Origin of the sequence: Akkermansia massiliensis (assembly GCF_023516715.1) — a bacterium.
GTDB lineage: Bacteria > Verrucomicrobiota > Verrucomicrobiia > Verrucomicrobiales > Akkermansiaceae > Akkermansia > Akkermansia massiliensis.
The window spans coordinates 933,270-945,911 of record NZ_JAMGSI010000001.1 but is presented as its reverse complement, the minus strand read 5'-3'; the positions used below and the strand labels follow the sequence as shown (position 1 = coordinate 945,911).

The window sequence follows — 12,642 nt, the reverse complement described above, 5'->3', positions numbered from 1 at the left end:
CGTCAGTTCCTGCTGGCCCCGGCCTTTTTGCTTTCTGGTAGTTGGAAGGGGGTGTTGGAAAAGATTTTTGCGGTATTCTCTTTCATGGTCTTGGAAATACGTTCCACGCACCAGAGGGTGGCGCCCCGCTTTTGATGCGGCAGACAGTCCTTTTTCATGATATCCGGTGACGTCTTCGCCAGTTCATAGAGCCATACGCGGCCCTTGCGATGCCGGAACTGGGGCAGTTTGAGAAGCTCTTCCGCACGCAGCCAGGTTTCACCGCTTGTTTCAGGGCAATATTTCCCCTCCATGATCGCAACCAGGCGGTCAATGCGGGCAAACAATCCTTCTATCAAACGTTGATCATTGGCGTCCATTATCCTAAGACGATTTTTGTTATTGTGTAAGAGGCGCAGACGATGAAGGCCGCCACAGCCACACAGGCAAAAGCGATTACCAGCCAAAAGAGCAGATGCGCCACGGCCTGGTTCCGGCGTGCCCGGGCTCTATTCTTGCGGGCTTGCAGGAGGCGAAGTTCCTTCCGGGGATCAAGGGACTGATAGGGGCTCTTCCCTGCCCTGCCCGGAATACCATTGATGTGTTCACGGGCACAGGAAGCGCACAGGCAACGGCAGCAATACGCATTCCCTTTGTGGTCTTCGATAATGGACCAGTAAGCGCCCCTGCCGGGTTCCCGCCCGCAAAAATAGCACAGGAACGGCATGTTGCAGTCCGTGTTGGTAATGGTTTCCTCCATCCCCATATAGGGCCCATGAAGGATTGGCCGCCGTAGCCGTTGCAATGTCACATATGGATTCATTGTCACAGAGCAGATTAAAGTTCGTGCCAACCGAGTCGGATAAATTCGTCAATCAGGGCTTCTTCCATTAGGCTGCGGGCTTCTTGGGGTTCTTTGGGCGAGGGAGATCGCGGGCTGTGGTTATTACAAACCCAAGCCTTTGAGCTTCTCGGATAAGAAGAGACTTCATCACTTCTTTGGGCCGGATGCCTTGCTCGGCATAGGCCAGCAGGCAATTCTTGATGCCGTCCTCCATTTCGCTGAATTTGATGATTGAGTACATGGCGTGTTACGTTTGATGATTTATAAATACACCGAATGGTTATCGTCCGCAAGAAATAAAATCACTATATGATGATTTTATTTCGTAAGCGATTATTGACAAATCATCAAAACGATGTATTATCAACGCATGACGCTGACCAAGGAAGACATTAAAAAATGGCTTAAGGCCTCTGGAAAATCCCGCGAATGGCTCGCAGAACAATGTGGGGTTGACAAAAGAACGCTAAACAACTGGCTAAGCGTATCACGAGAAGTCCCCTCAAAAGCCCTCCTCATCATTCAGCGTCTCATGACCGAGAAGATTTCCCCTATTCCACCCCAAGTGGAAATTGATTTCACGGACGAGGAATGGGAGGTGATAAGCGCAGCCATGACTGCCACCCAGCAAACATTTATGGAGTTTATCAACAGCGCCTTCCGTAACGCGCTCAAAGATTTTGCGGATATAGCTCTTCAAAACGCCGCCAAAGAAAAAGAAGCCGCTCGTAAGAAATTTACCCCTGTAGAAACGTTTACAGCCCCTCCCTTGGAGGCTCAGGGACGAATCATCGGCAACATTGCCGCCGGCAACCTGGCGGATGGAGACACCATCCCGCAGGACATCCGGCTATACCGTGAACTGGAAAAAGGAGAATACCTGCTGCGCGTGAACGGCCACTCTATGGAACCTTCCATTCCGGACGGCTCCGTAGTCATCATGAAAAAATACACCATCCCCCCCATCCCCAAACCCGGAACCATTGTTCAATACCATGATGAACGCGGCGTGACGCTCAAAAAACTGGTCCGCAGGAAAAACCCGGAAACCGGTAAAATGGAATATACCCTCCATCCCATCAACCCTGCCTTCGGAGACATCGAACCGATGGACGGCGGAAAAATCTCCGCTCTATACGTAGAAACCCTGGACAGGTGGGAGAAAGTATAATCAACGCGTCCATCACTATTTCTCCTTAATAGCTAATATTGACTAAAAGTAAGGTAACATCTAGCATGCAATCGCTATGAATGTGAAAAAAAAGAAAATCAACCTCACTCAAAAACAAAAAGTGCTCATACACTTATTGAACGCGTGGGGAGGGGATGCTTCTGAACTAACATTCCACAAACTTCTCTTCTTCTTATGCCGCCGTGAAATATTGTCCGGAAATTCCCCTTCCTTTGACTTCTTTCCTCACCGCAAAGGCGGCTATTCCTTCTCAGCTCACTTGGAAAAAGAAAAGCTCATTGAGCATGGGCTCCTGAAGGATGACCCTAAACGTTGGGCATTGGAGGACACTATAAGCTTTATACCGGAACTCAACAGAATTACTCTTTTGCACATTCAGCTCATTGTTCGTAAATACCATAACTTTACGGAGGAAGACATTGTTCGAGAGATGTACATAAACTACCCCATCTATGCCACCCGTAGCACCATCGCAGAAGAAATCCTTCCTGACAGACCGGACATCATCCAGCAAATAAACGACCTCACCCCCATTCCATCCTCTTCCCGACTTTATACAATCGGCTATGAAGGAATCAGTTTGGAAGAATACTTCATGCGCCTCTATGAAAACGGCATAACAATCCTCTGCGATGTGCGCAGAGTTCCATTCAGTCATAAAAAAGGCTTCTCTAAAAATAAACTCTCAGACCTCTGTCACGCCATCGGAATACAGTATCGACATTACCCTGAATTCGGTATTGCCTCATCCCGCAGAACAGAACTAAACACTCAAAATGATTACGACAACCTCTTTAACACGTATCAACGTTTTGATCTACCACAACAACAACCTTCCATAGATAAACTTGCATCACTCATAAAACAAGGAGAGCGCCTAGCTCTCACCTGCTTTGAAGCAAATCCCTACCAATGCCATCGCCGTCTTGTCGCGGAACGCATCGCACAAACGCTCAACTGCTCACTTAACCATCTCACCACACCATCTTCCCTCACATGTCAACAACTACTCGCATTCTAATTCTGGCTCAAACCGAACCATGTTTCTCAAAACAATATCTTGAAACGGTTTGTACTGCTGGCATCACGGAAGAGGGAAAGTGGATCAGGCTCTATCCGCTTAGAAAAAGAATGCTGTCTACCACAAAAGACTACCAAAAATATCAGTGGATAGAGTGCGCCATTGATCCCACATCTAATCCGCAGGACCACCGTCCGGAAAGTCATAAAATAGATCAAGACAGCATTATTCCAAAAGATCTTGTATCAGCAGATAATAAGTGGTCTGCCAGAAAACGTATTCTGTTAACTGACAAAATCCATGTTTACACCACACGTGAGGAAATCCTAAAAGGAGCCAGAGAGAACACCTTTTCTCTCTGCCTGTTTAAGCCCTCTTTTGTGACAAAATTCTTTGGAGAATTTGTGGGAGATGAATTTTCGGTAGAAGAAAAGCGCATTATTCAACAACATCGCTCCCAGGGCATTTTGTTCTCCTTTGATGATGAACTCACCCCTTGTGACCTTAACTTCTCTAAAGTGCCTTACTCATTCCATTGCAAGTTCAAAGACGCTAACGGCGCAGAAATGAAACTAAGCGTGTTAGACTGGGAAATGTCCACTCTTTACCGAAAATGCCGAAAAAACGCAGACCGAGAACAAGCAATGGAGAAGACGCTTAACAAGTATAATAGCTTCATTCCCTCAAAAGACCTTTATTTTATTTTAGGTACACGTAATCAGGATCACAATAAACTAATATGTAAACCTGAATTAAATATCAACCCTTGGTCTATCATCTCAGTAATCTACTTCCCCAAAGACATGCAACTTCAACTACCTCTCTAACATTGTGCCCCAACATGTCTTGCTGTAACGAAATAAGAGCTCATTGATATCAAGCTTGCCATCCGGCGCACATCCTGTCAGTCCCTGGCCTCCGGGCCAGGGTCTTTTTATTGCACTCATCCTTGGTTGGACATTCTAGAAGGCGACAAAGACTATTCCTTTGCTCGCAACCCATCACTTAAAGGCCAATCCATTTCCATCCTTTCTTACAAAACATGCCTCCAGAATGCACCAGGGGATAGTAAGAAAAAGACCAACTCCTGTAAGGGTAATAATAAATTGGAGCACTCCACTCAATACACGGTTCGCATAAAAATTATGAATCCCGAGAGTGCCTAAAAGAAGAGCTAAAACAACATATGTGCCTGTTGATTTTCTTTGTGCATTTAACGCTACTTTCGTTTGCTGGGCAGTAGCATGCAACACTTGATTTATCAAATTTTGTTGGTTCTGCTCTTGTTGTACTGACATGCTATTTCTCCAATTGGGATTAAACATATCATCATACGTCGCCCAATATTCCCCGCCAGAAGGTCGCACCAAGCAAGATCCGTCAATCACATTATTTGCACGCAGCAGCTTTACATACTCTGTGTTGAACGGTCCCTTACTCTCCCCATTTTCCAGCATGATGTAGTATTGCAGTTCCGCAACATTATTATCCATATCCAAAAACATAAAGGAATATCATGAGAAAACAAGTCAAATAATAATGGGACCTCAGATTGTTCACCATAGGAGCCAAAACAAAATGATGGAGGAGCACTAAAATAGAGGGCTCTATATTTATGGACTCTGTCCAAAAAATGTTAGAATCAGCCTTTTCCTTTTCCATTTGAAAAGAACGGAGAAATGAATATTATCCAGAAGTAGGCAACGTATGAATGTTCAGAAATAAATTTCCTACATCTCTAAGCACTTTCATAGATTCCTAGATAAAAAATTCTGATTTCCTTTTGTAAAGACCAAGCTTCCAAACCATTAAAATAATACAAAGAAAAAATGCCTGTAAGTATACCTCAAATTTTTATAAGTTGGAGTCACAACGAGGAAAGACAAATAGCCGAGCTACTCAAAAAATTATTGCTTGAGTGTTTTAACGTACAAGTATTTGTATCATCACAAGATATTCCTTATGATGAAGACTTTGGAAATGCAATACGAGAGAACTTAAAAGCGGCAGACTATGGGATTGTATGTTTAACAAAACGCACAAAAGTTGAACCTTGGATTATGTTTGAAGCCGGAGTTTTGATGGGAAGACATGATTTTTCCAAGGTGTCATTTATTTTGTTCGATATGAAGTTTGAAGACATGCCAGCTCCAATTAAAACGCGTCAAGCATTATTGTTTGAGCAGGAAGATATAAGAAAATTATTAACTACTGTTCGTGTTCGTCTTTCTTTACAAGAAAAAAATAGTATTCATAACATAATAGATGAACAATGGAATCAATTCGCAGATAATGTTTCCTCTCTTCTGAGCAAAATACCTCAACAAACAGAAAAAGAATCGGAAATAAAAAGACTATCTGAAGAAGTAGATAAATTGATAGAAGAGAATAAACGAATTTCCAATGAATTAGCTTTTACCAAAACAGGAAAACACCCTTTTCCTTCTGGCCCCATCGTAGGATTTCATGCGAATATGGAAGAAGATTTTATAAATCAAGATTCCGGAAAATTAGAATTTCATTTTAATTCATATGACGATCAAGATATTGTAAATTTAACATGGCGTCTCATTCCTCCAGGGTCTACAGATAGGGAAAAATATCGGAAAAATTTTCCAGGCATTCAAGATATTTTTATTTCAGAACGATTTTACAATAATGGTTATTCTATTCAATATATAATTTCTAAACACGCCTCACAAGGTTATATGACACATACAGATTCAAATGGAAACAAAAGAACTTCTTTTGGTCGTAAAATCTACCCTATTTCAATTTTGAAAATAGTAAACAGAGAAATAGATCCCTCTTGGAGAAGACCCTTTGATAAAAAAGATGAGGAAAAAGTAAAAAATATTTATGACACAGTTTCAAAAAAAGCACTTCGCCCATAGAAATTATTAATATCTTGATCTGTTTGTATTAATTGACTCTGTTTGAAATATGCCTCAAGACATTCAATCCTTTAAACGTGCGCGAGCAGCATCCAGGGATGAACAAGCAGTATGGATGCGATTCATCCGGATGTTTAAAAGGAATAAAACTCTGCGTTATATTTTTATTGTCATTTTATTCCTATTTATAATCTTTTATACATGGGCTACACTCTCTTTAAAAAAGCTTAATGAAATTGGTGATGCTTTCAACATCCTTAATACCTTTTTTACCGCTCTTGCGTTCATAGGTCTTATTTTAACTATTCTTTTGCAAAGAAAGGACTTAGCACTACAGCGTGAAGAACTGAAATTACAACGAGAGGAAATGCAGAGACAATGTGAAGAACAGAAACGCCAAGCCGATGAATTTGAAGAGCAAAATAGGCTAATGAAAATTCAACAGTTTGAAAGTTTCTTTTTCAATTATTTTGAACAAATTATAAAATTAAAAAAAGATATTTATCGCTATCTAAAAAAAGACTTGGAAGAATTAGAAGATAAAAACGTAATAGATTTCTTATATTCTTATTTAGGTTATTATATAAAAGGAAACTTTATTAACATAAAATTTTCAATAAATATTGAAATAGGTATTCATGAATCAATCAACTCCCTAGCTTCATTAATAGATTCTTTTTACATAATATGTCAATCTGTATTAGACAACAATTATTTACCTGAAGAAAAAAAGAAATTATATCTTAATATCATATTCAGCATTTTCAATAGATCTGAATTAGATATCATAGATTTTTATGGTCATTTTTTTGAGTACTACTCTCTGGTAGAAATACTTGAAAAAAATAAATTCTTAAGACCATTCCCTATTAAGGAAATTTTGGAAAAAGAAAATATGGAAACTTTGAAAAAAAGTTTCCATTATGAAAAGAAAAATATCTTAGCCGTCTAAACAAGAGTTGTGGCAACGCTGAAAGCGTTGTCACAGCGTCGAAGCCAGCCGCGCCCGAAGATAGGGAACTGCTTGCAGGAGCGGTAGAACGCCTGACGCTTCTCCTGTAACCCAACCAAAAACACCGCTTCACCCGTAGCGGCCAGCTGGTCCTGTAGTTCCTGCCGGGTCTTGGGGCCGACAATCCCGTCCACCGTGAGCCCAGCACCGTGAATATTCAGCGCACGTTGCAGGATCTTCCCGGTATTCCTGCTCCCGGAATTGAAATAATGGTCGCGCAGGATGAATTCAACGCCAGGAAAAGCGTCGGAACCCAGCCAGGAGCGCACGGCGGCGGTATTATCCAGGACATACTGGAGACAACCTTCCCAGGCCTCTTCACGTCTTCCGGCATCCAACAGGGCCTTCAATCTGTTAAACACGGCCGGTTCAATGCCGTCGCAAATGCCGCAAATCTCCCACTTGCCGCCCTTGTCGGCGGCAGGAAGGCGGGAAACGCGCAGGGAATCCGGCCCGGTAACGCGGCTGTCTTCAAACCGGAGGATAGCCGCGGCCATCTTTCTTTCTATAGTATTCATTCGTTCAGATTGTCGATAAGTTGCACAAGCCGCTTGCCTTCCACGGTGTAGCAATGGCACTTGGCATGCAAATGCCACTCATTAAATTGAGCCAGGAAAAAAGCGGCGTCTCTTTCGGTAAGAAAAATTTTCATCCATTGCTCCTTTCCGGGTTCGTCCACAATGAGTATGTACAGGGTAGGCATACGGAAACTATTGATTATTAACTAAAGGGAACTTGTAAGAAAAACTTTACAGTTGGTGTTATCGTCCGCACCGAAAAAAGTACAAGAGAATGGCCAGTGCAGTGAGCCATACCCCGATACCATATCCAGGTTCCCCTATACACATGAGGGTAAATCCCAAAACTGTTGCTGATAAAATGGCCATTAACGACAGAAAGAATTGTTCTTCATTCACTTTTCCAGCTTCCTTTCTATGTTTTCGATTCTGACGGCAAGTAGTTGGATCGCCTTGGCCGTCTCCACCTGGGCCTGCGTCTGCATGGTCATCAGATCACAAAGGCGGTCATTGTGGTGGCTGACCACCTCCCCGATGTACCAGCATGCCCCGCCGCATATCGTCAGCGACATCAGGACGCAGGCCCAGGCGGGGAAAGCCTTGGCGAAATCGAAGAAACGTGCCGGTACTTCGGAGAGTTTGCACATGGTCTTATTTCTTGGTGGCTTGAACTACGGGCGCAACCTCCGTCTTGGGCTGGGCCTGGGAATAGGAGATATGCCCCTGCTCAATGACGAGGCAGGAACCGTCCTTGCAGACCTCCGTGCGGCCTGGGGTCACGTCTACGGAGTGCCCACAGCCTCCCAGTAAAGCGGACGCCGCATAGGCCGCCCCCGCCAGGACCACCCACAAAAGGCGTTCCCACCATTTCAGGCCGGGTTTAGTTTTGCTTTTTTCGTAGGCATTCTTCATGCCCTGCTTCCCCGCCTCCAGGGCGGCCTTCTTTTGTTCGTCACTTAACTTACTCATGGTTTTGCTTTGTGAAGTATTTGAAAAATGCCACGGCGGCGGGGTCCGTGAGGACAAAAGCCGGGTAATTGATGGTGGTGAATATCCGTCTGCCTCCCTGGTCATTGACGGCCTCGACGGTCAGAGACACGGCCTCAATCATTTCATAGGTTCCGTCTTCCGTAAGGCTTAGAGCATCTTTCCCCAGCCGCGCCCACACCTGGGAGGCTTTCCACGGTTCCGCCAGTCCCACCAGCGCGGCAACTACAGCCTGCATGGCCGGGGCTTGGTCGGCGGGGATGTCGTCTTGCGTGTAGCGGTCCGTGTGGGCGTAGCCCTCCGCATCCCGGTAGATGGCCGTCAAGGCGAATTCTCCCCATTGTCCGGGCCGGGGGAATTGTATCTGTATCTCTTCGTTGTTCATCCTATTGGTACGTTAATATCTTCAAAATCAGTCGTTTCTTCGGTTTCAATGGCATTTTCGGCTATCGCGGCCAGGGCATAGTAAACCGGGTTGACATTGCCCGGTTGGTAGTTGGTGCGCTCCGCAGACCCGACAAGGAGCGCAACGCTACCGTCTGCAATCCCCGGCATGTCTGACACAATGCGATTAAACCCCGTCCCCGTTTCAAAAGTCGTAACCCCTCGTACCGTGGCAATCATCCACAATTGCTGAATGCTACCGCTTCCGGTCAGCAAAAACAATGCCCCGTAAGCGTCGCCATAATCCCCCGCAATGTAGGAGCGTGGCTCATATTGCTGGTAGATGATCTTGTTAACTATATAAGGTATTGGCTCGTTACCGGAAGCAGGGATAAAGCTGGTTGTGGTTTTAACCTTCCAGAGCTGCGTGGACTCGGTACAGTATATTTCACGGACGCGGATCACATAGCCATTGCGGGCCGTATCGCGCACATTATCAAACGTAATATCCAGTATCTCCCCGGTATTGTACGCCAGATTATTACCGGGAATGATGCTGTATGAGTCCAGGGATAAATCTTGCCGCGTCGTCTTGCTCCCGCGCCCAATATCTACGGTGATTTTGCCAGCCGCCGTTAATTGGTAGGGGATAGAAAATCCGGCGAAACTGGAATAATTCCATTGGCCGTGCGGCCCCGTGAAAGTATGTATAACAGTACTGTGCGTATTGGCCAGGACGTTTGTCTGCGCGTACTGGCCAGGTATCAGAATTTTAGTAGATGCCGTACCTGTCGCCGTAATAGCGCCCGTGTTCAGGTAGACATGCTGGGTATAAATGTCCGTCACTCCGGCCATTCCTGCGGCATACAGGCGGTTCACGGCTGCCGTGCCTGTTTGCGCTCCCACGGTAAGCGGAATATTGATGCCACCATTGGCGTTGATGGTGCCGTTCGCAGTCAGACCACCCTCCAGCATCATATTACCCACAGCATCTACCTGCGGGATGGCGGCAAGGGCCTTTTGTGCGGATGCGGCAGCATCGTTCGCCAATTTCAGAGCATTTTCCGCATCCTTCCGTGCGGTATCGGCATCAGTTCCGGCAGTTTCGGCTTTTTGAGCTGCGGCCTCCGCACGTTCTGCAGCATCCGCGGAAGGGTCAATGATTTTAACTTCTCCGTCTGCGGCGTCGGGGACTATGATTTTAATGTCGCCTATCGTTACCACGTCTTCATTTCCTGGTGGCGTGACACGGGGGGCGGCCTGGATTTCTCCCATAATCAAGGGCCGTTCTGCGCCGTCTGGCGCAGCCATGAACAGATCATAGGCATGAGCCCCAGCTTTTAGGGGGCTCCATGCAAGGCGCGCGCTTGTGGCGTCAATAGGCTCGCATTTAATAGCGGCGGCGCCGGGACCGCGGACAGCGCAGCGGAACGTGTTTCCGGATATGTCTTTTGCCGCGCCGTCACCGTCCACAAAACGCAGCATCACCGATTGAGCAATGCCGCTGGTAGTAGCAATATCAAATGTGGCGCCCTGACATAAAATCATCATACACTAGTGCGCGCCCGTTGCGCTTAAATGACCCGGTGAATCATGGCAAAAATTACCGCCATGCAGGAACAGTCCCACATGTGAGAGTTATTCCCGGAGGCAAGCCACTTGAGGGAGACCCGCCCAGTACGCTTGTCTATGGATTCCTGCTTGCTTTCGGCTTGCATCTGCTTAATGTATTCAGCAGAAACATTATGAGGAACCTTGAAATGCCCCGTTTTAATCCGCGCGGCAAGAACATCCTTCGCCCGTTGGGAGGAAAAATTGAAGTGAAGGCACTGCACCCCCTCAACAATATGCCGTTCGATGGGCGCATAAATCAGTTTAATTCCCCTCCCCTTGATTTTGTGCAGGTACTCTTCTTTAACAGTACCGTTCATTGAAAACCAATGATGAAGACCGCATATCTTTCGAACGGCATCCGTATCAAAGGCACAGTCCAGAGCCACGCAATGATCAGGCACATTGAATTGAGATTGTTTACATTCAATATCTTCCAACGTTTCAAGGCGCCCCTCCGAAAGCAAATGAAAGGAGCCGCCAGCGTCAACGGCATAAACCGTATGCCAAAAGTGCCCCTTCTGGACGTCCACGGTCAGGAAACGGGTCCGTTCGTCTTCCACGGTGTACCCTTCCATACTTTCCGCCGTGAGTGGGATTTTCAACACGTCGTCTTTTTCGCCCAAATCCACAATGTTTTGAGCAAGCCGTTTCTGGATAAACTTTTTAAGCGGCTCTATGTCCCCCTTCCGCTTTTTTTGATTGGCAAGAATCCACTCCACAGCCAGATCAGCCCATGACACCCAGTAACAAGCCAAAGCATTAAAATTGTAGCTCACTATCTCCGGCAACGCGCTTGTGTTGCCGGAAAACACGTACTTGCCGCCGCTGGCCAGTCGGCGCCGGTTGTTCACGGTATCTTCTATTTCATGAGAGCAGCGCGGGCACACCATTTTGACGGATTCCTTAAAACGCTCCCAATCAATATTTTCCTCTTTACTGTAGATGACATCCCGCCAGTCATAAGCGTTCCACCCCTGGCAGCCGGGGCATTGCCAATGGTAATGATGGATGCGGCCCTTGCCGTACTCGTCAACCCAGTCCGTCCCCTTGTCGCCCCCCTGGGAGACCATCAAGATTTTACGGTTGAACCGGTCATGGTGGCGGGCCAGGAACTCCCGCACCATCCCCTTTTCCCATGCCCACATTTCATCACCAATCAAATACCGGCAGGACTTTGACTGCAACTGGCCCTTGGTAGCGGATACCATCCACAAATTCATGTGCGGGAAAAGGATTTCCGTTTTCCTGGCCGCATGCCTTTTCTTTGGTAACAAATCCTTCAGGGCTTTGTTGTCGCGGAACGTGGGGAAAAGCCGCGTCTCCGCAAAATCAGATGTTTCCTGCTCATTCTGAAACGCGACAAGGGTATTTCCGGCATCATTGGCAATGAGGTAATTAAGCAGACCTACAAACAATGTTGATTTGCCGGAGCCGGTTGGCGCCATCAGGTTAATGTGCTTGACCGTACCGTCATTCAAGAATTTGTCAATGGGGTCCAGCAGGAACGGGCTCAATGTAAAATCAATGTGGGAAGACCTTGCCGATTGCTGGTCTACCACATTTTCACGTATCCATGTAACCGGCTCTACATCCATTCCCGCGGATACATTATCCGAGAAAAGATTCAGAAATCCGGCAGCCTTTTCAATGTCTTTCATTGTTCCGCCCGGCTGATCACTTTGATTTGTGCCTTGGCCTCTTCTGCAATGGAGTACAGGGCAGCCTTGATTTCCTCCCGCAGCACGGGAACCATTTCAGCAGCCGTCAACCCCTCCAATTTGCCCGGCAGCTTGTTTTCAAATGCCTGGATGACGCCCTTGGTTACGCTGGCAAGATGCACCACAAGTTCATTCACATCCTCCATGTCCACCAGATTTGCCTTGTCCTTTTCAAGCTTCACGCGGGCCTGTTCAGCTTGCAAATTCTTGTAGGTAATTTCTGCGGCAAGTTTCTTTTTCCGCAGTTCCGCCACTCCTTCCCCAACTTCCGGGGCGTTTTTTTCAATGCCTGAAGCAGCGGCTTCAACGGCTGGACTTTCCTTCCTTCTGGCCTCAATCAATTCCCGTATTTGAGCATGCGTCAGCCCGCGCTTCACATGGTATGTGATCGTGCTTTTATTGACGCCCAATTGCCGGGCAAGTTCCGCCTGTGAAATCCCTGCCATTATTCCCCTCTTTACATATTATTATATCATGAT

At 46.3% G+C, this 12,642-nt stretch carries 17 protein-coding genes; 5 read left to right on the top strand and 12 right to left on the bottom strand.

All coding sequences use genetic code 11. The features are described 5' to 3' along the window. Positions 1–2: 2 nt before the first annotated feature. From M8N44_RS04090 to M8N44_RS04080, 3 genes are all read right to left on the bottom strand, one after another. Entirely contained in the window at positions 3–359 is a 357-nt protein-coding gene (locus M8N44_RS04090) for a hypothetical protein (protein ID WP_249853028.1), read from the bottom strand. Continuing rightward, positions 359–739 (bottom strand): hypothetical protein, encoded by a 381-nt coding sequence (locus M8N44_RS04085; RefSeq protein WP_249853027.1) that lies wholly within the window; start codon positions 737–739, stop codon positions 359–361. Before M8N44_RS04085 ends, M8N44_RS04090 begins: the two co-directional genes overlap by 1 nt. Positions 740–869: 130 nt before the next feature. Further along, complete coding sequence (locus tag M8N44_RS04080; RefSeq protein WP_087393088.1) at positions 870–1,064, bottom strand: hypothetical protein; 195 nt, start codon at positions 1,062–1,064, stop codon at positions 870–872. A gap of 291 nt (positions 1,065–1,355) precedes the next feature. On the opposite strand from M8N44_RS04080, the gene M8N44_RS04075 reads away from it, so the two are divergent. The 3 genes from M8N44_RS04075 to M8N44_RS04065 all read left to right on the top strand — a co-directional run bounded on the left by M8N44_RS04075 (position 1,356) and on the right by M8N44_RS04065 (position 3,863). Further along, on the top strand, positions 1,356–1,994 hold the full coding sequence (locus M8N44_RS04075) for a LexA family protein (protein ID WP_249853026.1): 639 nt from the start codon (positions 1,356–1,358) through the stop codon (positions 1,992–1,994). 76 nt (positions 1,995–2,070) lie between these two features. Next, a complete protein-coding gene (locus tag M8N44_RS04070; protein ID WP_249853025.1) occupies positions 2,071–3,036 on the top strand; it encodes a DUF488 domain-containing protein in 966 nt (321 codons plus the stop codon). Then, on the top strand, positions 3,012–3,863 hold the full coding sequence (locus M8N44_RS04065; protein ID WP_249853024.1) for a hypothetical protein: 852 nt from the start codon (positions 3,012–3,014) through the stop codon (positions 3,861–3,863). Before M8N44_RS04070 ends, M8N44_RS04065 begins: the two co-directional genes overlap by 25 nt. Positions 3,864–4,037: 174 nt before the next feature. On the opposite strand, the gene M8N44_RS04060 is transcribed toward M8N44_RS04065, so the two are convergent. Beyond that, complete coding sequence (locus M8N44_RS04060; RefSeq protein WP_249853023.1) at positions 4,038–4,529, bottom strand: TM2 domain-containing protein; 492 nt, start codon at positions 4,527–4,529, stop codon at positions 4,038–4,040. 336 nt (positions 4,530–4,865) lie between these two features. On the opposite strand from M8N44_RS04060, the gene M8N44_RS04055 reads away from it, so the two are divergent. Next, on the top strand, positions 4,866–5,930 hold the full coding sequence (locus tag M8N44_RS04055; protein WP_249853022.1) for a TIR domain-containing protein: 1,065 nt from the start codon (positions 4,866–4,868) through the stop codon (positions 5,928–5,930). A 49-nt stretch (positions 5,931–5,979) separates the two neighbouring features. Further along, a complete protein-coding gene (locus tag M8N44_RS04050; protein WP_249853021.1) occupies positions 5,980–6,882 on the top strand; it encodes an MFS transporter in 903 nt (300 codons plus the stop codon). On the opposite strand, the gene M8N44_RS04045 is transcribed toward M8N44_RS04050, so the two are convergent. The 8 genes from M8N44_RS04045 to M8N44_RS04010 form a co-directional block, all read right to left on the bottom strand. Beyond that, entirely contained in the window at positions 6,879–7,460 is a 582-nt protein-coding gene (locus M8N44_RS04045; protein ID WP_249853020.1) for a putative peptidoglycan-binding domain-containing protein, read from the bottom strand. The two genes, M8N44_RS04050 and M8N44_RS04045, sit on opposite strands and share 4 nt — an antisense overlap. Then, positions 7,457–7,645: a hypothetical protein gene (locus M8N44_RS04040; RefSeq protein ID WP_022196876.1), complete on the bottom strand. Its 189-nt coding sequence runs from the start codon at positions 7,643–7,645 to the stop codon at positions 7,457–7,459. The genes M8N44_RS04045 and M8N44_RS04040 overlap by 4 nt, the downstream gene beginning before the upstream one ends. Positions 7,646–7,855: 210 nt before the next feature. Next, complete coding sequence (locus M8N44_RS04035) at positions 7,856–8,107, bottom strand: hypothetical protein (RefSeq protein WP_249853019.1); 252 nt, start codon at positions 8,105–8,107, stop codon at positions 7,856–7,858. Positions 8,108–8,111: 4 nt separating this feature from the next. Beyond that, entirely contained in the window at positions 8,112–8,429 is a 318-nt protein-coding gene (locus tag M8N44_RS04030) for a hypothetical protein (protein WP_102721646.1), read from the bottom strand. Then, the gene (locus tag M8N44_RS04025; protein ID WP_102728785.1) at positions 8,422–8,832 is read right to left on the bottom strand and encodes a hypothetical protein; all 411 of its coding nucleotides are present in this window, start codon (positions 8,830–8,832) and stop codon (positions 8,422–8,424) included. The genes M8N44_RS04030 and M8N44_RS04025 overlap by 8 nt, the downstream gene beginning before the upstream one ends. Next, positions 8,829–10,382 (bottom strand): hypothetical protein, encoded by a 1,554-nt coding sequence (locus M8N44_RS04020; protein WP_102728784.1) that lies wholly within the window; start codon positions 10,380–10,382, stop codon positions 8,829–8,831. Before M8N44_RS04020 ends, M8N44_RS04025 begins: the two co-directional genes overlap by 4 nt. Before the next feature lie 23 nt (positions 10,383–10,405). Next, positions 10,406–12,103: a terminase gpA endonuclease subunit gene (locus M8N44_RS04015; RefSeq protein ID WP_022397939.1), complete on the bottom strand. Its 1,698-nt coding sequence runs from the start codon at positions 12,101–12,103 to the stop codon at positions 10,406–10,408. Then, positions 12,100–12,609, bottom strand: coding sequence for a winged helix-turn-helix domain-containing protein (locus tag M8N44_RS04010; RefSeq protein WP_249853018.1), 510 nt, complete (start codon positions 12,607–12,609; stop codon positions 12,100–12,102). The genes M8N44_RS04015 and M8N44_RS04010 overlap by 4 nt, the downstream gene beginning before the upstream one ends. Positions 12,610–12,642: the final 33 nt, after the last annotated feature.

Coding starts and splice junctions, on each gene's coding strand:
- M8N44_RS04090 (WP_249853028.1), bottom strand. CDS start 359: ATGGACGCCAATGATCAACGTTTGATAGAAGGATTGTTTGCCCGCATT.
- M8N44_RS04085 (WP_249853027.1), bottom strand. CDS start 739: ATGGAGGAAACCATTACCAACACGGACTGCAACATGCCGTTCCTGTGC.
- M8N44_RS04080 (WP_087393088.1), bottom strand. CDS start 1,064: ATGTACTCAATCATCAAATTCAGCGAAATGGAGGACGGCATCAAGAAT.
- M8N44_RS04075 (WP_249853026.1), top strand. CDS start 1,356: ATGACCGAGAAGATTTCCCCTATTCCACCCCAAGTGGAAATTGATTTC.
- M8N44_RS04070 (WP_249853025.1), top strand. CDS start 2,071: ATGAATGTGAAAAAAAAGAAAATCAACCTCACTCAAAAACAAAAAGTG.
- M8N44_RS04065 (WP_249853024.1), top strand. CDS start 3,012: ATGTCAACAACTACTCGCATTCTAATTCTGGCTCAAACCGAACCATGT.
- M8N44_RS04060 (WP_249853023.1), bottom strand. CDS start 4,529: ATGGATAATAATGTTGCGGAACTGCAATACTACATCATGCTGGAAAAT.
- M8N44_RS04055 (WP_249853022.1), top strand. CDS start 4,866: ATGCCTGTAAGTATACCTCAAATTTTTATAAGTTGGAGTCACAACGAG.
- M8N44_RS04050 (WP_249853021.1), top strand. CDS start 5,980: ATGCCTCAAGACATTCAATCCTTTAAACGTGCGCGAGCAGCATCCAGG.
- M8N44_RS04045 (WP_249853020.1), bottom strand. CDS start 7,460: ATGAATACTATAGAAAGAAAGATGGCCGCGGCTATCCTCCGGTTTGAA.
- M8N44_RS04040 (WP_022196876.1), bottom strand. CDS start 7,645: ATGCCTACCCTGTACATACTCATTGTGGACGAACCCGGAAAGGAGCAA.
- M8N44_RS04035 (WP_249853019.1), bottom strand. CDS start 8,107: ATGTGCAAACTCTCCGAAGTACCGGCACGTTTCTTCGATTTCGCCAAG.
- M8N44_RS04030 (WP_102721646.1), bottom strand. CDS start 8,429: ATGAGTAAGTTAAGTGACGAACAAAAGAAGGCCGCCCTGGAGGCGGGG.
- M8N44_RS04025 (WP_102728785.1), bottom strand. CDS start 8,832: ATGAACAACGAAGAGATACAGATACAATTCCCCCGGCCCGGACAATGG.
- M8N44_RS04020 (WP_102728784.1), bottom strand. CDS start 10,382: ATGATGATTTTATGTCAGGGCGCCACATTTGATATTGCTACTACCAGC.
- M8N44_RS04015 (WP_022397939.1), bottom strand. CDS start 12,103: ATGAAAGACATTGAAAAGGCTGCCGGATTTCTGAATCTTTTCTCGGAT.
- M8N44_RS04010 (WP_249853018.1), bottom strand. CDS start 12,609: ATGGCAGGGATTTCACAGGCGGAACTTGCCCGGCAATTGGGCGTCAAT.